Origin of the sequence: Embleya scabrispora, from assembly GCF_002024165.1 — a bacterium.
Classification (GTDB): domain Bacteria; phylum Actinomycetota; class Actinomycetes; order Streptomycetales; family Streptomycetaceae; genus Embleya; species Embleya scabrispora_A.
Map to the genome: position 1 here is coordinate 3,301,523 of NZ_MWQN01000001.1, position 23,922 is coordinate 3,325,444.

17 protein-coding genes are annotated in these 23,922 nt (G+C 70.8%); 14 read left to right on the plus strand and 3 right to left on the minus strand.

The window, feature by feature from the left end; genetic code table 11:
• Window positions 1–110: 110 nt before the first annotated feature.
• On the minus strand, window positions 111–1,550 hold the full coding sequence (locus B4N89_RS14700; protein WP_078976291.1) for a glycosyltransferase family 87 protein: 1,440 nt from the start codon (window positions 1,548–1,550) through the stop codon (window positions 111–113).
• Between the two features lie 149 nt (window positions 1,551–1,699).
• A complete protein-coding gene (locus B4N89_RS14705; protein ID WP_161500719.1) occupies window positions 1,700–4,093 on the minus strand; it encodes a transglycosylase domain-containing protein in 2,394 nt (797 codons plus the stop codon).
• A 535-nt stretch (window positions 4,094–4,628) separates the two neighbouring features.
• On the opposite strand from B4N89_RS14705, the gene B4N89_RS14710 reads away from it, so the two are divergent.
• The 5 genes from B4N89_RS14710 (at window position 4,629) to B4N89_RS14730 (ending at window position 9,316) form a co-directional block, all read left to right on the plus strand.
• Window positions 4,629–5,288, plus strand: a complete 660-nt coding sequence (locus tag B4N89_RS14710) for a PadR family transcriptional regulator (protein WP_078976293.1) — start codon at window positions 4,629–4,631, stop codon at window positions 5,286–5,288.
• Window positions 5,289–5,336: 48 nt separating this feature from the next.
• The gene (locus B4N89_RS14715; protein WP_078976294.1) at window positions 5,337–6,416 is read left to right on the plus strand and encodes an inositol-3-phosphate synthase; all 1,080 of its coding nucleotides are present in this window, start codon (window positions 5,337–5,339) and stop codon (window positions 6,414–6,416) included.
• Window positions 6,417–6,555: 139 nt separating this feature from the next.
• Entirely contained in the window at window positions 6,556–7,875 is a 1,320-nt protein-coding gene (locus B4N89_RS14720) for an MFS transporter (protein WP_078979362.1), read from the plus strand.
• 133 nt (window positions 7,876–8,008) lie between these two features.
• On the plus strand, window positions 8,009–8,509 hold the full coding sequence (locus B4N89_RS14725) for an LppU/SCO3897 family protein (RefSeq protein ID WP_078976295.1): 501 nt from the start codon (window positions 8,009–8,011) through the stop codon (window positions 8,507–8,509).
• A gap of 144 nt (window positions 8,510–8,653) precedes the next feature.
• Window positions 8,654–9,316, plus strand: a complete 663-nt coding sequence (locus B4N89_RS14730; RefSeq protein ID WP_078976296.1) for an LppU/SCO3897 family protein — start codon at window positions 8,654–8,656, stop codon at window positions 9,314–9,316.
• 63 nt (window positions 9,317–9,379) lie between these two features.
• On the opposite strand, the gene B4N89_RS14735 is transcribed toward B4N89_RS14730, so the two are convergent.
• A complete protein-coding gene (locus tag B4N89_RS14735; protein WP_414646366.1) occupies window positions 9,380–10,867 on the minus strand; it encodes a CCA tRNA nucleotidyltransferase in 1,488 nt (495 codons plus the stop codon).
• A 129-nt stretch (window positions 10,868–10,996) separates the two neighbouring features.
• Here B4N89_RS14735 and B4N89_RS14740 point away from each other — a divergent pair, with 129 nt between their 5' ends.
• The 9 genes from B4N89_RS14740 to B4N89_RS14780 all read left to right on the plus strand — a co-directional run bounded on the left by B4N89_RS14740 (window position 10,997) and on the right by B4N89_RS14780 (window position 23,454).
• On the plus strand, window positions 10,997–11,458 hold the full coding sequence (locus tag B4N89_RS14740; RefSeq protein WP_078976297.1) for an NUDIX hydrolase: 462 nt from the start codon (window positions 10,997–10,999) through the stop codon (window positions 11,456–11,458).
• Window positions 11,455–13,875, plus strand: coding sequence for a DUF6049 family protein (locus B4N89_RS14745; protein WP_078976298.1), 2,421 nt, complete (start codon window positions 11,455–11,457; stop codon window positions 13,873–13,875). Before B4N89_RS14740 ends, B4N89_RS14745 begins: the two co-directional genes overlap by 4 nt.
• Before the next feature lie 52 nt (window positions 13,876–13,927).
• Entirely contained in the window at window positions 13,928–16,558 is a 2,631-nt protein-coding gene (gene murJ, locus B4N89_RS14750; RefSeq protein WP_078976299.1) for a murein biosynthesis integral membrane protein MurJ, read from the plus strand.
• Window positions 16,559–17,079: 521 nt separating this feature from the next.
• Window positions 17,080–18,786 (plus strand): protein kinase family protein, encoded by a 1,707-nt coding sequence (locus tag B4N89_RS14755; protein WP_078976300.1) that lies wholly within the window; start codon window positions 17,080–17,082, stop codon window positions 18,784–18,786.
• Between the two features lie 85 nt (window positions 18,787–18,871).
• Window positions 18,872–19,585, plus strand: coding sequence for an RNA polymerase sigma factor SigM (gene sigM / locus B4N89_RS14760; protein ID WP_078976301.1), 714 nt, complete (start codon window positions 18,872–18,874; stop codon window positions 19,583–19,585).
• Window positions 19,582–20,535: a zf-HC2 domain-containing protein gene (locus B4N89_RS14765; protein ID WP_078976302.1), complete on the plus strand. Its 954-nt coding sequence runs from the start codon at window positions 19,582–19,584 to the stop codon at window positions 20,533–20,535. The genes sigM and B4N89_RS14765 overlap by 4 nt, the downstream gene beginning before the upstream one ends.
• Before the next feature lie 165 nt (window positions 20,536–20,700).
• Window positions 20,701–21,648 carry a thioredoxin-disulfide reductase gene (gene trxB, locus B4N89_RS14770; protein WP_078976303.1) on the plus strand — a complete coding sequence of 316 codons (948 nt, stop codon included), beginning with the start codon at window positions 20,701–20,703 and terminating at the stop codon, window positions 21,646–21,648.
• Window positions 21,649–21,700: 52 nt separating this feature from the next.
• The gene (trxA, locus tag B4N89_RS14775; protein WP_078976304.1) at window positions 21,701–22,027 is read left to right on the plus strand and encodes a thioredoxin; all 327 of its coding nucleotides are present in this window, start codon (window positions 21,701–21,703) and stop codon (window positions 22,025–22,027) included.
• 248 nt (window positions 22,028–22,275) lie between these two features.
• Window positions 22,276–23,454, plus strand: coding sequence for an N-acetylmuramoyl-L-alanine amidase (locus B4N89_RS14780; RefSeq protein ID WP_078976305.1), 1,179 nt, complete (start codon window positions 22,276–22,278; stop codon window positions 23,452–23,454).
• The last annotated feature ends 468 nt before the right edge of the window (window positions 23,455–23,922 follow it).

The following is a 23,922-nucleotide window of genomic DNA, read 5'->3' on the forward strand; positions in this document are numbered from 1 at the left end:
CGGCAGGACCCGAAGGACCCGAAGGACCCGACGACACAGCCGAACGGCCTCGGGGCGGCGATCCCACCGCAGCCCCGAGGCCGTTCGTCGTCGCGCCGTCGCGCCGTCGCTCAGAAGCCGGCCCGCACCGGGATCGTGCCGGGCACGAACACGTCGGGCGCCCGGTCCAGCACACCGCCCGAGGGGTCGTCGCTGCCGTCCGCGCGCACCGGGTCCCGCTCCGGGCGCAGGATGTCGCGCACCACCACCAGGCAGATGTACGCGGTGCCGAGCAGGTGCAGCAGGATCACCACGTGGTACGCGTTCTGCGACAGGCCCTTGCCGGAGAACGAGGCGATGTACATCCACACGCCCAGGAAGTACGTCACCTCGCACGCCTGCCAGATCAGGAAGTCCCGCCAGCGCGGTCGGGCCAGTACCACCAGCGGGATCAGCCACAACACGTACTGCGGCGAGTAGACCTTGTTGGTCAGGATGAACGCGGCCACGATCAGGAACGCCACCTGGGCGAAGCGCGGCCGGCGCGGCGCGAACATCACCAGCGCGGCGATCGCGAGGCAGCACAGCACCAGGCTGAGCGTGACGTAGGTGTTCAGACCCTCCAGGGTCTTGCCGTCGCGCTGCTGGATGATCAACCAGATCGATCCGTAGTCGGCGGGTCGGTCCTGGCTGAACGTGTAGAACAGCTTCCAGCCCTCGCGGATGTGCAACCCGCCGTCGAAGTCGAGCATCACCGGCAGGTTGACCACCAGCCAGGACACCAGCGCGGCGGCGGCCGTCTTGGCGAAGGCGACCAGCCGTCCCGAGCGCAGACACAGCAGGAACAGCGGCGCGAGCAGCAGCACGGGGTACAGCTTCGCCGCGGTCGCCAGGCCGATCAGCACGCCGGCGACCACGACGTTGCGCCGCGCCCACGACCACATGGCCACCGCGGTCAGCGCGACCGCGACCAGGTCCCAGTTGATCAACCCGTTGAGCGCCAGCGCCGGCGCGCACGCCACCATCGCCGCGTCCCAGGGTCGGCGCCCCGACGTGCCCTTGACCGCGATCACGGTGACCACCGCGCAGGCCATCATGATCAACGCGTTGATCATCACGAACCACAGCTGTTCGTCCCGGAGATCGCCGTCGGTGAGGTCCCCGGCGGCCCGGGCCAGGGTGCCCGCGAAGGCCATCACCCCGCCGGTGATCACCGGATACTCCAGGAACTTCATGTCCTTGTCGCCGGTCTCCTGGAAGTACGGGATCTTCCCGTCCGCGAGACCGCGATTGACGTACAGGTGCGGCATGTCGCTGTAGCAGGCGTGCGAGTACTGCGTGCTGCCGGCGAACCAACCGCCGTCGTAGCAGGGCTTCTTCTGCACGATCCCGAGCGCGAAGCAGGCCACCGCGAGCAGGACGAGCACCCGCACGGGGCTCCACCAGCGGTTGCCCACGAATCGGATCCGGCGCCCGGCCGGCCCGCCGACGACCTCGCTGCCCGCCCGGACCACCGGGTCGTCGAGGCTCGGCAGGACGGGTTCGGTCGATGTCGGCGTCATGGCGCCCATCCTCTCGCGCTCCACGAGGAGGCTGCCCTCGCCGGCCGGTATACGACAACGCGTGCCCCACCGCGGCGGCGGTGGGGCACGCGTAAGGCTAGGCCCTGTCCGGAGGGGTTCGCCGATTTCCCGGCGTCCGGTACGGCGCCCGGGCGGGTCTAGCCGCCGCTGGATCGGCCGCCGATGATGAAGCCGTTGGCACCGCCTCGGCTGCCGGGCCCCCCGGGCCCGCCAGGGCCGCCGCTTTCGGTGTTCGTCGGCTTGCCGGTGTTCGTCGGCTTGCCGGTGTTCCCGCCCCCTCCGGGGTCACCGCTGCTGCCGTGCGAACCGCCACCGGGCGCGGTCGTCGTCGCCGGCGGCGTGGTCGGCGGCGCGCTGGACGTCGGCGGCGGGGTGCTGGGCGCCCGCGTGGTCGGCGGCGCGGTGGTCGGCGGCGGCGACGTCGCCCTGTCCTTGTTGTCGAATTTCTCGCCGGGCAGGCTGAAGTCCGTGGACGGCATTCCTTGGAGGGCGCTCTTCATGTACGCGGTCCAGAGCTTCGTGGGGATGCCACCACCGTGCACGGATTCGTCCCCACCGCCCAAGCCCTTGAGGGAAAGGTGGCGGTGGGTGTTCGGGTCCTCGCGGAACAGCGCCACCGAGGTGGCCAGGTTGGGCGTGTAGCCCACGAACCACGCGGAGAGGTTGCTGTCCGTGGTACCGGTCTTGCCGGCCACCGGTCGGTTCAACGCCTTCGCCTCTCGGCCGGTGCCGTCGTTCAGCGGCGGGTTGTCGACGACCCGCCGCATGACCTGGTTGACCGTGTCCGCGACGTTCTTGTCGAAGATTTGCTCGGTCTTGTGCTTGGGCAGATCGACCTTCGAACCGTCGTGCGTGATGTCCTTGACGAAGTACGGTTCCGCGTGAAGCCCGCGCGCCGCGAAGGTCGCGTACGCCTCGGCCATGTCCATCGCGCTCGGCTGGGTGACGCCGAGGGTCACCAGCGGGGTCGTCACGAAGTCGTCGAGGGTGGGCGGTAGGCCGGCGTCGATCGCGGCCTTCTTGACGTTCTCGGGTCCCACGTCGGCGGCGAGTTGGAGGAAGACGGTGTTCGCCGACTTCTCCATGGCTCTGGTGATCGAGATGTTGCCGTACATCGTGTCACCCTCGTTGGGGGTGAGGACGTCCTTGCCCGTTTGTGGGTCCTTGTAGTTCTGCCCGTTTCGCATCTTGATCGGGATCTTGCTGTCGCCGTTGTACATGCTGTCCGGGCCGATGGGTTTGCCGTCCGCGCCGCCGGTGCGCAGCGCCGTCGCGAGGGTGAACAGCTTGAACGTCGAACCGGCCTGGACGTCGCGTCTGACCGCGTCGTTGAACTCCTGCTGGACGAAGTCGGCACCGCCGTACAGCGCGACCACCGCGCCGTCGCCGGGCACCATCGAGGCCAGGCCGGTACGGACGTAGCGGTCCGACTCGCGTTCCGGTTTCAGATCCGCCCTCAACTCGTCGTTGACCGCCGCGACCGCCGCGTCCTGCTTGGCCTTGTCGAACGTGGTGACGATCTTGAACCCGCCGCGGGCGAGTTCCGCGTCGGGTATCACGTTGTTGGCCTTGAGGTACTGGTCGGTCACCTTCATCAGGTAACCGGCCTGACCGGCCTTGTTCGCGGCCGGCTTGGGCTTGATCGGCATCGGGAACTGGAGCGTGTCGCGCTCCGCCTTGGTCAGCCAGCCCTCCTTGACCATGCCGTCCAGCGCGTACGCCCAGCGGCCCTTGACCTTCTCCAACTGGCCCGGGAACTCGATCACGTCGTAGATGCCCGGCGCGTTGAGCAGGGTGGCCAGGTAGGCGCCCTCGGCCACGTTCAGGTCGCCGACGTTCTTGCCGTAGTAGGCCTGCGCGGCGGCCTGGATGCCGTACGCGTTGCGGCCGTAGAAGGCGGTGTTGAGGTAGCCGACGAGGATGTCGTCCTTGCGCATCTGCCGGTCGACCTTCAGCGCGATGAAGATCTCGCTGAACTTGCGCTTGAAGGTGCGCTCCTGGGTCAGGTACGTGTTCTTGACGTACTGCTGGGTGATGGTCGAACCACCCTGCGTGTCACCGCCCTTGACCATGGTGACCCCGGCCCGCAGCAGGCCCTTCGGCGAGACGCCGGAGTCGCTGTAGAAGGAGCGGTTCTCCGCGGCGATCACGGCCTTCTGCACGTGCTTGGGAATCTGGTCCACCGTCACGTTCTGCCGGTTGACCTGCCCGGTGCGTCCGATCTCGGTGACGCCGTCGGAGTAGTAGTAGATGTTCGACTGATAGGTCGTGTTCGCGTTCGGGTCGGGCACCTTGACCATCGCGTACGCCAGGGCCGCGAGCCCCATCAGCGACGCGAGGAAGAACAGGATCATCGCCAGGATCTGCTTGATGGACGGCAGCCAGCGACGAATGCCGGTCTTGCCGTACCTCGGGTAGTCGATGAACCGCTTCCTCCGGGGCGGACCGGCCTCGGAGCGGGATCGGCCGCCGGCCGCCCCGCCGTTGGCGGCCCGCCGGCCCCCGGCGCGGGCGGCCGCTCGGGCCTCCACGCGCGAAAGCGGGCGTTCCTCGTCGCCCCCTCCGGGCCCGTCGGGCAACGACGAGCCGCCGGGTGGCGTTCCGCCGCCTCCGGGCCCTCCCGCGCCCCCCGAATGCGAGCCACCGCGCCCCTCGGGGCGCGGCTGCGGTGATCTACGGCGATGTTCACTCATGCGTTCGCTACTCCTCGGCCGTACGACGCGGAGGTCGGACGCACGGGTCGTGGCTCTCCGTTCCCCAGGACGCAAGCGCATGGGAAGCGGTTCCGCAGAAAGCGGGGCTTGAGGTACCACACGGCGGAACAGACTACGCGGATCCGCTTTCGCGACCTCACTGTGACCTGCCTGTGACCCGAGTCACCGGCGGCCGCCTTGCCACCACACGGCAAGGAGACCTATCGTCTCGATGTATCGGTTCGATACATCGGGCCGGTACATCGAGCCGGGGGCGCAGGAGCCCCGGCCGGACGAAGGTCGGCTGTGACCGTATCCCACGGTCGCGCCCGTGCCCATGTCCGGCTCGGTCCGCAGTGGATGGAGGAAGGCGATGAGCAGGCGCGGTGGCGTCCTCGAATTCGCGATCCTCGGTCTGCTGCACGACTCCCCCATGCACGGCTACGAGTTGCGCAAGCGGCTCAACACCGTGCTCGGTTCGTTCCGTGCCATCGCCTACGGCACCCTCTATCCGTGCCTGAAGTCCCTGCTGGAACGGGGTCTGCTCGCGGAGGAGGTTCCGGAGGTGACGGCACTCGCCGGCAGCAAGCGGTCCCGGATCGTCTACCAGCTGACGGCACAGGGCAAGGAGCACTTCCAAGAACTGCTGTCCGAGTCCGGGCCCTCGGCCTGGGAGGACGAGAACTTCGGCGTGCACTTCGCCTTCTTCGGTCGAACCGACCACGAGGTGCGCATGCGTATCCTCGAGGGTCGGCGCAGCCGGCTCGAGGAGCGTCTCGACCGGGTGCGCGGGTCGCTGACCCGGACACGGGAGAAGCTCGACGGCTACACCCTCGAGTTGCAGCGACACGGCTTGGAGTCGGTCGAGCGCGAAGTGCGCTGGCTGAACGAGCTCATCACCGCCGAGCGGCACGCCGGAGCGACTCCGGACCCCGCCGGCCCCGAAACCCCGGTCGACACGTCGAAGGACGCCGACCGGCTTCGGACCCCCACCCAGGACGTGGCCTCGGACCCGTCCGCATCCAACAACTGAGGTCGCCGGTTCGTGGCGGCTTCGTCGAGATCACAGGGAGCAACCGGAATGGGTTCGGTTCGCGTAGCCATCGTCGGCGTGGGCAACTGCGCCGCTTCGCTGGTGCAGGGCGTCGAGTACTACAAGGACGCCGACCCGAACAGCCGCGTCCCCGGCCTGATGCACGTGCAGTTCGGCGAGTATCACGTGCGTGACGTCGAGTTCGTGGCCGCTTTCGATGTGGACGCCAAGAAGGTCGGCTTCGACCTCTCCGACGCCATCGGTGCCAGCGAGAACAACACGATCAAGATCTGCGACGTGCCGCCGTCGGGCGTCACCGTGCAGCGTGGGCACACCCTGGACGGTCTCGGCAAGTACTACCGCGAGACCATCGAGGAGTCGACCGACGCCCCCGTCGACGTGGTCAAGGTCCTCAAGGACCAGGCCGTCGACGTCCTCGTCTGCTACCTCCCGGTGGGCTCCGAGGACGCGGCGAAGTTCTACGCCCAGTGCGCCATCGACGCCAAGGTCGCGTTCGTCAACGCCCTCCCGGTCTTCATCGCCGGCACCAAGGAGTGGGCGGACAAGTTCACCGAGGCGGGCGTGCCGATCGTCGGCGACGACATCAAGTCGCAGGTGGGCGCCACGATCACGCACCGCGTGATGGCGAAGCTCTTCGAGGACCGCGGTGTCCTGCTCGAGCGCACCATGCAGCTGAACGTCGGCGGCAACATGGACTTCAAGAACATGTTGGAGCGCGAGCGCCTGGAGTCGAAGAAGATCTCCAAGACGCAGTCGGTCACCTCGCAGGTCGACCGCGACCTCGGCTCGGACAACGTGCACATCGGCCCGTCGGACTACGTCGCGTGGCTCGACGACCGCAAGTGGGCGTACGTGCGCCTCGAGGGTCGCGCCTTCGGCGACGTGCCGCTGAACCTGGAGTACAAGCTCGAGGTCTGGGACTCGCCGAACTCGGCCGGTGTCATCATCGACGCCGTGCGCGCGGCGAAGATCGCCAAGGACCGCGGCATCGGTGGCCCGATCCTGTCGGCGTCCTCCTACTTCATGAAGTCGCCGCCGGTGCAGTACTTCGACGACGAGGCCCGCAACGCCGTCGAGTCCTTCATCAAGGGCGACATCGAGCGCTGACCCGCTCCGCTCGACCCGCACCTCCGCGGTGCGTTCGAGTGACCGAAGGCCCGACTCCCCTCCAGGAGTCGGGCCTTCGGCGTACCCGCGGCGGTGCCCGTTTCGGGTGCGGCGTCCGCCGCCGGCTACGGTGGGCGCCGTGGCCCTCATCCGTGATCTGCGCTCGCTGCTGAAGCTGCGCGACTTCCGTCGGCTCTTCGCCACCCGGCTGACCTCGCAGCTGTCCGACGGTGCCTTCCAGGTGGCCATCGCGGGCCAGGCGTTCTTCTCGCCGGAGAAACAGACCTCGGCGGCGGACATCGCCGCCGCGTTCGCGGTGCTGCTGCTGCCCTATTCCCTGGTCGGGCCGTTCACCGGGGTCCTGCTCGACCGGTGGCGGCGGCGGCAGGTGCTGGTGCTGTGCAACCTGCTGCGGGCGGTGCTGGTCGCGCTGACCGCGGGTCTGGTGCTGCTCGGGGTGCCCGATCCGGTCTTCTACGCGGCGGCCCTGGTGGTGCTGTCGGTGAATCGGTTCGTGCTCGCCGGGTTGTCCGCGTCGCTGCCGCGCGTGGTGCCGGCCGAGCGGCTGGTGACGGCGAACTCGGTGTCGCCCACGGCAGGCACGGTGGCGGCGGCGGTCGGCGGCGGGGCCGCGGTGCTCGTGCACACGTTCCTGGCCGAGGGTTCGGGGGCCACCGCGCTGGTGATCGTGGTGTCCGGCCTGCTGTACCTGGGCTCGGCGGCGGTCGCCGCGACGATGCCGAGCGATCTGCTCGGGCCCGATCCCGACCGGGTGTTGCCGGATGTGCGCCGGGCGCTGCGCTCGGTGGCCCGGGGGCTGCGCGAGGGGGCGGTGCATGTGTGGCGGCGCCGGGCGCCCGCGCACGCGTTGGCCGCGATCACCGCGATGCGGTTCTGCTACGGCGTGCTGACCGTGATGACGGTGCTGCTGTGCCGCAACACGTTCAACGATCCGGGCGACACCGACGGCGGTCTCGCGACCTTCGGGATCACGGTGAGCGTGTCCGCGCTCGGCTTCTTCGTGGCGGCCGTGATCACGCCGGGGGTCACCGCGCGAATCGGCGTCCCGGCCTGGATCGGCGCGTGCGCGCTGGCCGGGGCGGTGTGCCAGGCGGCGCTCGGGCTGCCGTTCCTGTTCGCGCCGATGGTGGCGGGCGCCTTCCTGCTCGGGGTGACCTCGCAGGGCGCCAAGATCGGGGTGGACACGATCGTGCAGACCACCGTCGACGACGCGTACCGGGGTCGGGTGTTCTCCGTCTACGACGTGCTCTTCAACGTCGCGTTCGTCGGCGCGGCCGCGGTCGCCGCGCTCGGACTGCCCGACGACGGTCGGTCCCCGGCGGTGCTGCTGGGGGTCGCCGGGGTGTACGCGCTGACCGGAGTCCTGTACGGCCTGGCGTCGCGCCGCCACCCTCCGGTGATCATCGAGGGCTCACCGACGGGAAACGGCCGGCCGTAATATCCCTTTCATAACCGGGCGAGGCATTTGATCCGCCGTACATCCCCAAGAAATTACCCGTGGGTAGTGCAATGACGAGGCCGAGGTTCTAATCTGCACATCCAGCGATTTTCGGCACCTCTGGAGATACTCCATGTCCAACGACGCCGGTCCGGGTGAAAACAATCCTTTGCCGTACAGACCGGCATGGACCGAGAACACTCCGCCGCACGGGCACGAGCTCGCCGCCCGCGAGCCGGCGGCCCCGCACGCCCCGGTGGCCGGTCGCCCGCGGGTCGACGGGCGCGCGAGCCGGCGGGCGGCCGAACGCCCGCGGCGCGGCCGCGCGGCGCTGATCGCGACCGTGGCCGTGCTGCTGATCGGCGGCGGAACCGCCGCCGGCGGCTGGTGGTACGTGCACAAGGACGACGGCGACGGGGTCCGCGTCCACGAGGGCGACTGCCTGCGGGACAAGACGAGCATCGACGCCGACCCGGTCCCGTGCGAGGACCCGCAGGCCCGCTTCATCGTGGTCGAACGGGTCCGGGACACGACGGACACCGACGTCTGCGACTCGCTGCCGGGCGACCCGATCGCGCTGGCCTCGGATCCGGCGCAGGACCGCTTCGTACTGTGTCTCGCGGCACGAAAGTAATTCGCGTCACCTGTGAATAGCGCCTTATGCCCGTTATTCCGCTCACATTCGACCGGTGTAAGGGGAATCCCCGCTGCGCGTGTCCGGCCGGACCCCTAGTGTTCCGGACTGTCTCACCAGTCCCCTGCAACGGAGATCGCCCCCATGTCCAATCCCTTCCCGCCCGGCCCCAACGGCCCGCAGCAGCCGAACCAGGGCTGGAACCAGCAGCCCGGTCAGCAGCCGCCGCAGGGCGGGTGGCAGCAGCAGCCGGGCCAGCCGCAGCAGGACTGGGGGCAGCAGCCCGGTCAGCCGGGCGGGTTCCCGCCCGCCGGCCAGCCGGGCTTCTACGGCGGCCCGCCGCCGCCCCCGCCGCGCAAGAGCAAGCTGAAGAAGATCCTGATCCCGATCGGTGTGCTCGTCGTGCTGGGCATCGTCGCCGCGATCGCGCTGAACGCGTTCAAGAAGGACGACGCCACCACGGCCAAGGCGGGCGACTGCCTCGAACGCATCGAGGGCGGCATCGGCAAGTCCAAGATGCCGAAGATCGCCAAGTGCGACTCGCCCGACGCCAGGTGGAAGATCCTCAAGAAGGTCGACGGCAGCTCGGACAAGAGCAAGTGCGAGGGTCTCCCCGACAACTCGGGCTACTTCGCGACCTTCTACTGGACCGGTTCCAAGAAGGGCGTGGTCTGCATGGCCTTCACCTCCAAGACGACGCTGTCCGACCTCAAGGCGCTGGACCCGATCTCGACGATGAGCGCCACCGAGGCGGACTTCCAGGCGGCCAAGAAGGAACTCGAGGAAAAGGGCGCCAAGTTCGAGTAGGCGCCCCGAACCCGCACGACGCCGAAGCCCGCCGGTAGTCCCACCGGCGGGCTTCGTGCGTGCTCAGGCCGGGGCGTTCGCCGTCCACCACTCGCGCAGCGCGGCGACGGCCGTCTCGTGGTCCATCGGGCCGTGTTCCAGGCGCAGCTCCAGCATGTGCCGGTAGGCCTTGCCGACCAGCGGGCCCGGCGGCACCTCCAGGAGCTTCATGATCTCGTTGCCGTCCAGGTCCGGCCGGATCGAGTCCAGCTCCTCCTGCTCGGCGAGCTGCGCGATCCGCTCCTCCAGCGAGTCGTAGGCCCGGGCCAGCGTGGCCGCCTTGCGCTTGTTGCGGGTGGTGCAGTCCGAGCGGGTCAGCTTGTGCAGCCGATCGAGCAGCGGCCCCGCGTCGCGCACGTAGCGGCGCACCGCAGAGTCGGTCCACTCGCCCGTGCCGTAGCCGTGGAAGCGCAGGTGCAGCTCGACCAGGCGGGTGATGTCGTCGGTGACGTCCTTCGGATACTTCAATGCCTTGAGCCGCTTGCGGGACATGTGCGCGCCGACCATCTCGTGATGGTGGAACGAGACCCGGCCGTCCGCCTCGAAGCGCCGGGTACGCGGCTTGCCGATGTCGTGCAGGAGCGCGGCCAGGCGCAGCACCAGGTCCGGCTCGCCCGGCTGCTCCAGCGCCATCGCCTGTTCGAGCACGATCAGCGTGTGCTCGTACACGTCCTTGTGCCGGTGGTGCTCGTCCACCTCCAGGCGCAACGTCGGAAGCTCGGGCAGCACGTGCTCGGCCAGGCCGGTGGTGACCAGCAACTCCAGGCCCTTGCGCGGGTGATCGGACACGATCAGCTTGTTCAGCTCGTCGCGGACCCGCTCGGCGGAGACGATCTCGATCCGCTCGGCCATGTCCGTCATCGCCGCCACCACCTCGGGCGCGACCTCGAAGTCGAGCTGCGCGGCGAAGCGCGCGGCCCGCATCATCCGCAGCGGATCGTCGCCGAAGGACGCCTCGGGCGTGCCCGGGGTGCGCAACACGCGCGCGGCCAGGTCGGCCAGCCCGCCGTGCGGGTCCACGAACGTGATCCCCGGCAGCGCCACCGCCATCGCGTTGACCGTGAAGTCGCGCCGGACCAGGTCGTCCTCGATCGAGTCGCCGTAGGAGACCTCCGGCTTGCGCGAGGTGCGGTCGTACGCCTCGGAGCGGTAGGTGGTGATCTCGATCTGGTAGTCCGGCGAACCGGCGAGCCGCTTGCGGCAGCCGACCGTGCCGAACGCGATGCCCACGTCCCACACCGCGTCCGCCCAGGGGCGCACGATCGCCAACACCTGTTCGGGGCGCGCGTCGGTGGTGAAGTCGAGGTCGTTGCCCAACCGGCCGAGCAGGGCGTCCCGCACCGAGCCGCCGACCAGCGCGAGCGTGTACCCGGCCGCTTCGAAGCGGCGGGCGAGGTCGTCGGCGACGGGGGCGACGCGCAACAGTTCGGTGACGGCGCGGCGCTGGACGGCGCTCAGCTCGCCGCCGGCCGGCGGGTCGTCCGGGAGGGGTGTGTTCTTGGCGTTCGGCACGGGAGACAAGGTTACGGGTCGAGGCCGCGGCTCTCGCGCGCATTATGCCGAGGCGCCCCTCGCGCGCGGTCGGCGTGCCGACGTGATCATGGCGTGATGGCGTGGCGCATGTCGCACTAAGCTTGGCGGATGCCTTCCGAGACCACGCCGCCGCGCCGTCGGCTGCAGGTGGTCGAGGAGACCTCGGCGGGCGGTCTGGTGATCGATCGGCTCACGTTGCGCGCGGCGTTGATCGCCCGCCGGGACCGACGCGGCCGGCTGCTGTGGTCGCTGCCCAAGGGGCACATCGAGGACGGCGAGAGCGTGGTGGACGCCGCGCTGCGCGAGGTCGAGGAGGAGACCGGCATCGTGGGTCGGGTGCTGGCTCCGCTCGGCGTGATCGACTATTGGTTCACCGCGCCGGACCGGCGGGTGCACAAGACCGTCCACCACTACCTCATGGAGGCGGCGGGCGGGGATCTGTCGGACGACGACATCGAGGTCGAAGCGGTGGCTTGGGTTCCGCTCGGCGCGCTCTCCGCGCGCCTCGCCTACCCCGACGAACGGCGGTTGGCGACACTCGCCCCGGAGCTGTTGGCGGACAGCGCGTGAGCGATCGCCGGATCCGTTCCGAGGCCGGGATGCCGCCGCGACGCGGCCGAGTGGCCGGTGTACTGCTGCTGGCCCTGCTGCTCGCCGTCGCACTGCTCGGGGCGCTGCCACCGACCGTCGTACGCGCCGCCGACGGCGACGGGATCCGAGTCCTGATCACCAGGATGACCCCGATCGCCAAGCCCGGCGGCACCATCACCATCGAGGGCCAGGTACTGAACAGCGGCTCCAAGCCGCTCGACGCGGTGGAGCTGGCGGTGCGGATGCGCACCTCGGAACCGCTCTTTCGCAGCGGCATCTCCTCGCCCGAGGAGGGCCAGTCGAACGGCTCCCTGGTGCGCGACGTCAAGCCGGTGACCGTACGCGTGCCGGCCTCCGGGCCGGGCCAGCCGTGGTCGTTCGCCGTGCGCGCCGACGCGCTCAATCTGGGCGAGGCCGGCGCGTACCCGCTCGCGATCGAGGCGCGGGTCGGCGGGCGCGTCGTCGGCTCCACCCGCACCTTCCTGCCGTGGATCGGCAAGAACGGCCTGAAGAACGTACCGAAACTGCGGGTCGGCATGATCTGGCCGCTGGTCGACCGACCGCACCGCGACGGCACCACGCTCGGCGACGAGGGTCAGACGCCGGTGTTCCGCGACGACGACCTGGCCGCGCTGTTCGCCCCGGGCGGGCGGTTGTACGAACTGGCGGCCATCGGCGGTGGAATGAAGGTCGACTGGGCGATCGACCCCGAACTGCTCGACTCCGCCGCCGAGATGGCGGGCGGATACCGGGTCGCGCCGCCCGGGAGCCTGGAGCCGGGCAAGCCGAAGAAGACCAAGGACGGCAAGCCGCCGCCCGAGGAGGACACGGCCAAGGCGACGCCGAACCAGATCTCGAACACCCTGGCGGGCGGCGGCGGTCAGACCGCCGCCGGGTGGCTGGACCGGCTCAAGGGCGCCATCGGCTCCCAGCCCGTGATCGGCCTCCCGTACGGCGACCCCGACATCGCCGCCGTGGCGCACGCGCTCGACGCCGGCAAAACGGACCTGCGTCCGCAGTTGACCGAGGCCCAGCTCGAATCCGCCGCCGTCTTCCAGCGCGTCCTGGGCAGGCCCGCGCGCGCCGACGTGGCCTGGCCCGCCTCCGGCGCGCTGGACCCGTCGATCGTCTCCCTGGCCGGCAACAGCGGCGCCGGCACGGTGATCACCGCCGGTGCGAGCCTGCCGCCGACCAAGGACCTCAACGTCACACCGCTGGCCACCGCGTCGCTGCCGGGCAGCGACAAGGGCACCGCGCTGGTCACCGACCCGGACATCGACACGCTGCTGGCCGCGGACACCAGGGCGCCGGGCCAGGCGGTGCTGACCACGCAGCAGTTGCTCGCCGAGTTGCTGACCATCGTGCTGCAGGAGCCCACGCTCAAGCCCACCCGCAGTGTGCTGATCGCCCCGCCGCGGCTGATGGACACCGCGCTGGCGGGCGTGCTGCGCGACGTGATGGCGGCGTCGGCCGAGTGGGCGCAACCCACCAGCCTGACCGAGTTGGCCGCCGAGCCCGCCCCGCTGCCCGCCCGCAAGTCGGTCGCCTACCCCAAGAACGTCCGCGCCTTCGAGCCGAGCGCGCAATACCTGGCGGAGACCGACAACCTGGCCGGGTCGATGCAGACCTTCGCCTCGATCCTGACCCGGCCCGAGCGGGTGACCGGCCCGTTCGACCCCGCGCTCCTGCGCATGTTGTCCACCTCGTGGCGCGGCGACGCGCAGGGCGCGGATCGCTACCGACTGGGCGTGACCCGGGGACTGCGCGAGCTGGAATCGCTCGTCTACATCATCCGCAGAACCGGGGTGACCCTGTCCGGCGACGAGGGCAACATACCGGTCACCGTGGTGAACAACCTCCAGCAGCCGATCAACGTGCGGGTGGTGGTCACCTCGCACCAGCCCAACCGGCTCAAGCTGGGCGATCCGGCCACCGTGACGGTGCCCGACGGTCGCCGACTCGAAGTGCCGATCTCGGCGAAATCGGCCGCGAACGGCAAGGTCATGGTCGACGTGGCGCTGCTCACCCCGGACGGGCGGGCGGTGAATCCGGCGCAGTCGTTCTTCGTGAACACCACCACGATCGACGCGCTGACCCGATGGATCATCGGCGGCCTCGCGTTCCTGCTCGCGGTGTTCTCGCTCCGCGCGTTCCTGCGCAAGCGCCGGGAGGCGGCCCTTGCCGGGGACACGCGCGGCGAGGATGGTGAGGACGACCTCGATCCGCCGGCGGAATCCGATCCCCCGGACGACGCGGCCGGGGACCGGATCCGGCCGAAACCGGAGTGGTCGCCGCCGCCTCCGGTACACCCGTACGCCGGCGGGAACCGACCGCCCGATCCGGCCGACCCGCACGGACACACACCGTTGGGATCCACGACCGACCGCCCCGAATGAGAAAGTGGGCACCGGACACTCAACCTGACCGAGAAGACGAGGGCCCGCCCGCATGAGCGACCGGAGCGACGAACGTCAGCCGTACACCGGCGGCTCCGCCGAGCCGGACGACGGCGCGCACGACGATCCCTACCGGGGTCGGCCGCCCGCCGACCCCTACCTGCAGCAGTACGTCGATCCGTACGGGCAGCCGGCCGATCCCTACGCCGCGCAACCGCCGGATCCGTACGCGCGCCCCGGGGAGCAGGGCTATCCCGACCCCAACGCGCACCCGGGTTACGGCGAGCCCGAGTACCCGCAGCAGGGCTATCCGAGCCAGGGCGGCTACGGCGCGGGCCCCGAACCGGTCTACGGGGATTCCTACGGCGCGCAGTCGGGCGGCGGCTACGACCCGTACGGACAGCAGCAACAACGACAGCCGCCCGCGCAGGACGGCGGGGCGTGGTTCCGGGACGAGTTGAGCGACCCGCCCGGCAACGACCCGTACGTGGGCGTGGACGAGATCTTCACCCCCGAGCCGGCGCCGTACGACCCCTCTCGGCAGTACGACCCCGCCCAGCACTACGACCCCTCCGGCGCGCCGCAGCAGTACGGCGACAACGGCGGCTACGGCTCCGGCGACCCGTACGGCCAGCAGCCACAGGCGCAGAACTACGCGCAGCAACCGCAGCAGCAGCCGCAGCACCAGCAGCAGGCGTACCAACAGCAGTCGTACGTTCCACAGCAGCCGAGCCCCCAGCAGGGCCAGGGCGGCTGGGGCGACTACGACCGCCCGGGCGGCTGGCTGATGGACCAGACGCTGACCGGCATCAACCTCGGCCTCGCCGGCGACATCGCGGGCATGCCCTCGTACACCGAGGCCTACCAGCGCTACGAGACCCAGCACCGGGCCGAGGCGGCCGCCGCGTCGATGTCGGCGAGCGCCGTCCTCGACGCCCCGCCGGTCCCGGTGAACCCGTCCACCTCGCCCGTCTATCGGATGCCCGGCTCGGGCGCCGAGGAGCGCATGGCCGGCATCCCGGTCGGCGGCGGTGGCAGGAAGGGCAGCAAGCTCGGCGGGATAATGCGGTCCTCCGCCGTGATGGCGGCGGGCACGATCGTGTCCCGGATGACCGGCTTCGTCCGCAACCTGGTCGCCGCGGCGGCGCTGGGCACCGCGATCCTGGCGAACACCTACAACGTCGCCAACACGATGCCGACGCTGTTGTACATCCTGGTCGGCGGCGGCGCGCTGAACGCGGTGTTCGTACCGCAGCTGGTGCGGGCCATGCGCCAGGACGACGACGGCGGCGAGGCGTACGCGAACCGCCTGCTCACGCTGGTGATGACGGTGCTGGCGGGGTTGGTGATGCTGGCCTGGTTCGGCGCGCCGCTGCTGATCCGGGCGTTCGCGAACTCGCTGGCCAAACACCATCAGGACTACGAACTAGCGATCACCTTCGCGCGCTACTGCCTGCCGATCATCTTCTTCATGGGCCTGCACGTGCTGTTCGGGCAGATCCTCAACGCGCGCGAGCGCTACGGCCCGATGATGTGGACCCCGGTCCTGAACAACATCGTCATCATCGCGACGTTCGGCCTGTACATCTGGGTGGCCGGCACCCAGAAGAACACCGGGCAGAACTCGGACACCATCACCCCGGACGAGATCCGGCTGCTGGGTCTGGGCACGCTGCTCGGCATGGTCGTGCAGTCGATGGCGATGATCCCGTATCTCAAGTCGGCCCGGTTCCGCTTCCGGCCGCGCTTCGACTGGCGCGGCTCGGGGATGGGCAAGGCGCTCGGTCTGGCCAAGTGGACGTTCCTGTTCGTGCTGGCCAACCAGGCCGGCTACCTGGTGGTGACCCAGCTCGCCACCGCGATCGACGTCGACGCGAGAGACCAGAACATCCAGTTCGGCGTCGGCTTCACCGCCTACAGCAGCGCGCTGCTGATCTGGCAGCTGCCCCAGGCGGTGATCACCGTGTCGGTGATGACCGCGATGTTGCCCAGGATGAGTCGCGCCGCCGCCGACGGCGACGAGGCCAGCGTGCGCGGTGACATCTCCTCCGGCCTGCGCCTGTCGGCGGTGGCGATGATCCCGTGCGCGGTGATCTTCGTGGCCCTCGGCCGAGACATCGGCGGCTTCATCTTCGCGCCCACCGGCGAGCAGAGCGCGCACTGGATCGGCTACATGCTGATGGCGCTCGGCCTGGGCCTGATCCCGTACTCGGCGCAGTACGTGCTGCTGCGCGGGTTCTACGTGTACGAGGACACCAGGACACCCTTCCTGAACACCGTGTGGATCGCCGGCGCCCAGGCGGCCTTCGCGGGCCTGGCCTATGTCGCGCTGCCCACCAAGTGGGCCGGTGTCGGCATCGCGGGCGGCTACAGCCTCGCCTACCTCGTCGGCGTGCTGCTGGCCGCGCAACGGCTGAAGAAGCGGCTCGGCGACCTGGACGGCCGCCGGGTGACCCGGACCTACACCCGGCTGCTGATCGCCGCCGGGGTCGGCGGCGCCGCGGCGTTCTTCGTGGCCCGGGTGTGCACCGGACACTTCGGCTCGGCCATGGGCGGCTCGGCGATCGCGGTGGGCGCCGGGATCGTGACCATGTTCGTGGTGTTCTTCATCGCGGCGAACCGTATGCGCGTCGAGGAGATGAGCGCGATGACCGGGATGATCAAGGGCCGGCTCGGCCGCTGACCGCGTCGCGCGGGCGACCGTACGACCCCGCCCGCCGGATTCCCACCGGGAATTCGGCGGGCGCAACGGTGTGGGATGCACCACCATGGGGCGAGTGAGGGTGTGGCTCCCGGTGAAACGGGGGTAATGCTCCCGATACGCCGGTCTCGGTTTCCTTTCGGATCTTGCGAGGAGGCAACCCGAGACGGGGTCCGGGAGTCTCAAGGTATGTAGAGGGCGTCCCTGACCAACGGCCCGAGAAGCCTCACCTCTACGATGAGTGTGCCGACGAGGAGGATGAGGCCGAGGTGACGGACCGAACCGCAGGATCCGTCGACCTAGCGACGGGTGAGGCAAACCCCGTACCGACAAAGGCTTCTGACACATCGTCGGACAAACGTGTCGGTTCGGACGAGAAGACCTCCGGAACCACCACGGTTTTGCCCATCGGTTCCGAGCCCGAATCGCCTTCCGGTTCTCCGTCCGACGCAGAGGCGGCGACCGAGACTGCGGGAAATGCCGACGCAGCGGCCGAACCGGTCGTGCGCGAGCCGACGGCCGACGGTGACAGCGGCGCCGGCACCGGCGGTGCGGGCGACACGAACGCCGACGCACCGGCCGCGCCCGCACCGGCACCGGAGCCCCCGGCCCCCCGGGTCAGCCGAGGCACCCGACTCGCCGAGCGCTACCGACTCGAACACCGCCTGTCCCAGAACGGCCGCAGCGAGACCTGGCGCGCCGTGGACGAGAAGCTGCGCCGCGCGGTGGGCGTACACATCGTCCCCGCCGGCGGTGAACACGGTCGGGCGGTGATCGCCGCCGCCCGCGCCGCCGCGCTGATGGGCGATCCCCGTTTCGTCCAGGTCCTCGACTGCGCCGAACAAGACGGCCTGATCTATGTGGTGAAGGAGTGGCTGCCCGACGCGGACAACCTCACCAAGGTCTTCGAGAGCGCCCCGCTGCCGCCGCACGAGGTCTACGAACTCACCCGCGCCCTCGCCCAGGCGATGTCCGTCGCACACCGCGCCGGCCTGTCGCACCTGCGGCTCACGCCGGAGAACGTGCTGCGCATGCACACCGGCCAGTACAAGATCGTCGGCCTGGCGGTCGAGGCGGCGCTGTACGGGCACGACACCGACGACGCGGCCCGCGACGACACGCACGCGGTCGGCCGGCTGATGTACGCCGCGCTGACCCGACGCTGGGTCGAGGGCACCGAGTACGGTTTGCAGGCCGCGCCGTTCACCGGCGGCAGGCTGTGCGCGCCCGGCCAGATCCGGGCCGGCGTGGACGACACGCTCTCCGCCCTGGCGATGCGCGCGCTCGGCCACGAGGTCAAGCACGAACCGGCGTTCGGGACACCGGCCGAGTTGTCCGCGGCGATCACCGCCATCCCGGAGATGCACCCGCCGGAGCAGAACACCATCGTCGGCGGCCCGGAGCCGGACGAGTACCCGATCTACAACCCGACGCCGAACCGCACGGTCTACGCCTCGGCGGGCTACTCCGGCGGCGGAGGCGGCCCGCTCGGCCCGGCCCGACCGCCGGTCACCCCGCCGCCGCCGCTGGGCGGCCGCTTCGGCGCCGCGGTCAAGGGCGCGGTCGCGGTCCTGGTGGTGCTCGCCATCGTGCTGGTGACGTGGCAGGTGGCCAGCCATGTGGGCGACGGCGAGAAGAAGGAGCCACCGCTGAAGACGCAGGGCGGTGGCACGTCGAGCCCGCCGACCCAGGCACCGGTGGCTCCGACACCCACGCGGCAGGCCCTCCCGACGCGCGGCACGGAGATCTCGATCGGCGGCTCGCCCGTCGACCAGGACGACGTGGCCAAGACCTACGACGGAAACCGCGAGACGTACTGGCAGACCAACATGATGAAGGACGGACCGACGGTCGACTTCAACGGCCGCAAGGGGTACGGGATCATCTACGACCTGGGTCAACCGATGGACGTCCGCGGCCTCGACCTCGCGCTCGGCACCGGCGGAACCTCCACCACGATCACGCTCAAGGCCGCGCCCGGGGCCGGATCGATGCCGTCGAGCCAGGACGCCTTCACCACCTCCGTGGGCAGCAAGTCGACCGATGGGGCCGAGGTGAGCATCCGCTCCGACAAGGCGGTCAAGACCCAGTACGTACTGGTGCTGATGACCGCGATGCCCGAGGTTCTCCACGACGTCAGCGGCTACCACATCTACACCCCGGGGCATCAGAACGCCTGGCGCGAGATCACCTTCACGGTCAACAGCTGACCTTGTCCGAACGATCGAGCCGGACCTCCCGCACGCCTGCCCGCATCGCATGCCAGGATGACCCCGGGCCCAGGGGAGGTAGGCGGTGAGCACCGAGCGCAACGGATCGGCGTACGCGGACGTCACCGACGCCGATCTGCTCACCCGGCACACCCACGGCGACCCCGACGCGTTCGGCGAACTCGTGCGCCGGCACCGTGATCGGCTGTGGGCGGTGGCCCTGCGCACCCTGGGGGACCGCGAGGAAGCCGCTGACGCCCTCCAGGACGCCCTGGTTTCCGCCTACCGTGCCGCGGGAAGGTTCGAGGGCCGCGCGGCCGTCACGACGTGGCTGCACCGGATCGTGGTCAACGCCTGCCTGGACCGGGCCCGCCGCCGCGCCGCCCGGCCGGCCGTACCGCTGCCCGAGGATCTGGACCAGCGGCTGCCCGCGCCCGCGCAGGAGGATCCGGCGGTCCGGGGCGAGACCCGCGAGGCGCTGCTCGCCGCGCTGGCCACCCTCCCCGCCGAACAGCGCGCCGCGCTCGTCCTGGTGGACATGGAGGGTTATCCCGTCGACGAGGCGGCCAGGATCCTCGACGTCGCGTCCGGCACCATCAAGAGTCGCTGCGCCCGCGGTCGGGCCAAGCTCCTGCCCCTGGTGCGGCACCTGCGCGAGAGCGGGCCACCGGGCCCGGCCGGGTCCCCGGGGAACCCCGCGGCCGGACAATCCGTCCCATCGACGGACGACCGCCCACGAGCCGGCGGTCCGACCCCGGACCCGGGCGGCGCGAGCATGGAGGGAGGTGGCACACGATGAGCGCACACATCGACGTCGAGGTGCTGTCCGACCTCGTCGAAGGACTGCTCACCGCGGCCGAGGCGGCCGCGCTCGACGCGCACCTCGCCGAGTGCGCCGAGTGCCGCGACACCCGCGACGCGCTCGCGGAGGTGCGGGAGCTGCTCGGCGGACAACCGGCCGAGCCGATGCCCGCCGACGTGATCGCCCGGATCGACGACGCGCTGGCCCTGGCCGCGCTGCCGCCGCCGCGCCCCGCCGAGCCGCCGAAGCCGCTGCCGGTGCCCGTGCCGGTGTCGGTGCCGGTGTCGGTCGTGACTCCGCCGCGCGCACCGAGCACACCGCCGACCGAGCACGTCGTGGTCCCGCTCGACCGGGCCCGCCGGCGGCGGCGCGGTCCGCTGCTCCTGGTCGCCGCCGCCGCGGCCGCGGTGGCCCTGGGCGTCACGCTCGTGGTCGACACCGGCGACAACGGCGACTCGAACCACCGGGGGTCGACCGCCGTCAAGGGCAACGCCGACGCGTCCGCGCCCAAGGCCGCCGCCAACCCGACCGGCAAGTCGGGTGAGCGTCCCGGCGCGGGCGCGGACGAGCGCACGCCGCAGACCCCGCTGACGGCGTCCACCGCCCCGCCGACGGTGTACACCGCCGCCGGACTGACCGACCAGGTCTCGCTGCTGCTGCACCGCGCCGACCGCGCGCCGCGCGAGCTGCCCGCGTGCGTGGCCGCCGCCGTGGGTCCCGACGCGCCGCGGGCGTTGGCCGCCGATCCCGGCAGCTATACCGGCAAGCCCGCGTGGGTGGTGGTCCTGCCCGGCCCGAACACCGACCGGGTCCGGGTGTACATCGTGGACGCGTCGTGCGTCCCGCGCGCCGGCGCCGACGGCTCGGCGAGCCCCCCGGCCGCCGTACCCCCCTCGACCGGGTTCGCCGGCTCGCTTCTGCTGAGCACCGAGGTACCGAGAAGGTGATCCCCGGCACGCCGCACCCGCGGCGTTGTGACCCGGGAATGGTGCGCGCCTAGGATCCGTTGTCGAACGAGACACCGCATCTCTCGGGGCGCGGGTTTCGCAGACCCGCACAGCCGACGCCGACCACCGGCACGAGGCTCGACAAGGAACCAGGGAAGGCTCAGCGTGAGCGACGTCCGCAACGTGATCATCATCGGATCCGGTCCGACCGGGTACACGGCCGCCGTCTACGCAGCGCGCGCGGACCTGAAGCCGTTGGTCTTCGAAGGCGCCGTCACCGCGGGCGGGGCGCTGATGAACACCACCGAGGTCGAGAACTTCCCCGGCTGGCCGGACGGCATCATGGGTCCGGACCTGATGGACAACATGCGCAAGCAGGCCGAGCGTTTCGGCGCCGAGCTGGTGCCGGACGACATCGTCGCCGTCGACCTCGCGGGCGACGTCAAGACGGTCACCGACAGCGCGGGCACGGTACACAGGGCGCGCGCGGTGATCCTGGCGACCGGGTCGGCCTACCGCAAGCTCTCCCTCCCCAACGAGGACGCGCTGTCCGGTCGCGGGGTGTCCTGGTGCGCCACCTGCGACGGCTTCTTCTTCCGCGACCAGGACATCGCGGTGGTCGGCGGCGGCGACTCGGCGATCGAGGAGGCCACGTTCCTGTCCCGCTTCGCCCGCTCGGTGACGGTGATCCACCGCCGCGACGAGCTGCGCGCGAGCAAGGCGATGCAGCATCGGGCGTTCGCGAACGAGAAGATCTCGTTCGCGTGGAACAGCGAGGTCGCCGAGATCCGGGGCGACGGCAAGCTCAGCGGCGTGCAGCTGCGCGACACCGTCACCGGCGAGCTGCGCGACCTGGCGGTCACCGGCCTGTTCATCGCGGTCGGCCACGACCCGCGCACCGAGCTGGTGCGCGGCCAGATCGACCTCGACGACGAGGGCTACATCAAGGTCGACGCGCCGACCACGCGGACCAACCTCACCGGCGTCTTCGCGGCGGGCGACGTCGTGGACCACACCTACCGCCAGGCGATCACCGCGGCCGGCACCGGCTGCGCGGCCGCCCTCGACGCGGAGCACTACCTCGCCTCGCTCGCCGACGGCGCGAGCGCCTGACCCGCAGCCCGTCCTTCGTCCGTCCCACCCCCAGCACACCGAGGAGCAACCCATGGCCGGGGCCACCCACACCGTCACCGACAAGACCTTCGACACCGACGTCCTGATGAGCGACAAGCCCGTGCTCGTCGACTTCTGGGCCGAATGGTGCGGCCCCTGCCGCCAGATCGCCCCGGCGCTCGAGCAGATCGCGGCGGAGAACGGCGACAAGCTCGCCGTGGCGAAGCTGAACATCGACGAGAACCCGGAGATCACCACCCGCTACGGCGTGCTGTCGATCCCCACCCTGCACGTGTTCCAGGGCGGCGAGATCGTCAAGACGATCGTCGGCGCCAAGCCGAAGGCGGCCCTGCTGCGGGAGCTCGACGGGCTCATCTGAGCCGATCCGCATCGGCCGTGTGCGAAGGGCGCTTCCCGGAACCGGGAAGCGCCCTTCGCGCGTGTCAGGGCGTACCGGCCGGCGACGAGGACCGGGCCGCGCGCCACACGCACCGCGGGAGCGCGTGCCCGACCCGCCCCCGGCGCGCGATGGGAATCGAGGCCCCCGGACCCCCGCTCCGGTACGGGAGGGACCGGATGCGCGCGTACGATCGAGTGTTGCGTCAAAACTCGGGAGGACTTCTTTCCATGACCATGCAGCGGCGGTACCGACGCGGTGACACCGGCCCCGCAGTGGCCGAGATCAGGTCCAAACTGGTGCTGCTCGGCCTCCTGCCCGCCGGTGCCCCCAGGCCGACCGACACCGGCGATCCGGACGGCCTCGGCGGCTACGCGGACGCGGTGTTCGACGACTCCGTGGACCTCGCCGTCCGGCACTTCCAGCAGCAGCGCGCGATGACCGTGGACGGCGTCGTCGGCCCGGAGACCTACCGTCACCTCGACGAGGCACGGTGGCGACTCGGCGACCGCATGTTGTCCTACTCGGCCGGCCACCTCACCGTCGGGGACGATGTGGCCACCCTCCAGCAGCGGTTGCTCGACATGGGCTTCGACTGCGGCCGGGTGGACGGCATCCTGGGCCCGGCCACCGAGCGCGCCCTGCGCGAATTCCAACGCAACTACGGACTCGGCGCGGACGGTACGTGCGGACCGGCCACGTTCCGAGCCCTCGACCGGCTCGCGCGCACGGTCGTCGGCGGCCAACCGCACGCGATGCGCGAGTCCGAACTGCTGCACCGCTCCGGCCCGTCGCTGGCCGGCAAGACCGTGGTGATCGACCCGGGCCACGGCGGCGCGGATGCCGGCGTGGTCGCACACGGCCTGACCGAGGCCGAGGTGATGTGGGACCTGGCCCGACGCCTGGAGGGCCGCCTGTCCGCCCTGGGCGTGCGCGCCTACCTCACCCGGGGGCCGGCCGAGGACGGCATCGGCGAGGAGGAGCGGGCGGCCTTCGCCAACGCCACCGACGCCGACCTCGTGATATCCCTGCACGCGGACCGCAACGACAGCCCGCGGGCCGCCGGCGTCGCGTGCTACTACTACGGCAGCGGCAGCGACCGGTACGGGCGACGCTCGCCCACCGGGGAGCACTTCGCCAGCCTGGTCCAGCGCGAACTCGTGGCGCGTACCGGCATGGTGGACGGTCGCACCCACGGCAAGGCGTGGACACTGCTCCGGCGCACCCGGATGCCCGCCGTGCGCATCGAGATGGGCTACCTCACCAACGTGGACGACGCGGCCCGGCTGGCCTCGTCGGAATTCCGCGACCACGCCGCCGAATCGGTCGTGGTGGCCCTCCAGCGGCTCTACCTGCCGCCGGACGAGGACGTGCCCACGGGGATGCTGCGACTGCCCGTCTTCACCTGACCGTCCGCGCCGGAGCGGACGGCGGACGATCACCACACACCGGATCGATCCCTCCCGAGCCCGCTCCGCGCCCCACCGACAGCGGCCAACCGCCCGGCCGCGCCCGGGCGGTCCGATCCGTCGGGCCGCCCCGATCCACCGGCCATCGTGAGCCCTGCGGCAGCGCATGGACCGGGATCGCGGGGCCCGCAGGCGTCCACGGCGGCGGACCCGGTACCCGCGGGCGCGGCGAGCCACCGAGCAGGCCGCCGACGAACCCGCCGACGGCGCCCACGCCCAGACCCGCCAGGATCCAGCGCTTCGACCTCATCGTCCCTCCAGGGGCGCGGACAGGTTTCAGGTTTCAGGTTTCACGTGAAACATCGGCACGCCGCGATCTCCGCGGCGGCACGTTTCACGTGAAACACAAACAAGGAAGGGGCCCGCGGTCAACGACCGCGGGCCCCTTCCCATGTTCCTTTACCGACC

Excerpts from the sequence above, each read along its gene's own strand:
- B4N89_RS14700 (WP_078976291.1), bottom strand. The coding sequence starts at position 1,550 with ATGGGCGCCATGACGCCGACATCGACCGAACCCGTCCTGCCGAGCCTC.
- B4N89_RS14710 (WP_078976293.1), top strand. The coding sequence starts at position 4,629 with ATGAGCAGGCGCGGTGGCGTCCTCGAATTCGCGATCCTCGGTCTGCTG.
- B4N89_RS14715 (WP_078976294.1), top strand. The coding sequence starts at position 5,337 with ATGGGTTCGGTTCGCGTAGCCATCGTCGGCGTGGGCAACTGCGCCGCT.
- B4N89_RS14725 (WP_078976295.1), top strand. The coding sequence starts at position 8,009 with ATGTCCAACGACGCCGGTCCGGGTGAAAACAATCCTTTGCCGTACAGA.
- B4N89_RS14730 (WP_078976296.1), top strand. The coding sequence starts at position 8,654 with ATGTCCAATCCCTTCCCGCCCGGCCCCAACGGCCCGCAGCAGCCGAAC.
- B4N89_RS14740 (WP_078976297.1), top strand. The coding sequence starts at position 10,997 with ATGCCTTCCGAGACCACGCCGCCGCGCCGTCGGCTGCAGGTGGTCGAG.
- murJ (WP_078976299.1), top strand. The coding sequence starts at position 13,928 with ATGAGCGACCGGAGCGACGAACGTCAGCCGTACACCGGCGGCTCCGCC.
- B4N89_RS14765 (WP_078976302.1), top strand. The coding sequence starts at position 19,582 with ATGAGCGCACACATCGACGTCGAGGTGCTGTCCGACCTCGTCGAAGGA.
- trxA (WP_078976304.1), top strand. The coding sequence starts at position 21,701 with ATGGCCGGGGCCACCCACACCGTCACCGACAAGACCTTCGACACCGAC.
- B4N89_RS14780 (WP_078976305.1), top strand. The coding sequence starts at position 22,276 with ATGACCATGCAGCGGCGGTACCGACGCGGTGACACCGGCCCCGCAGTG.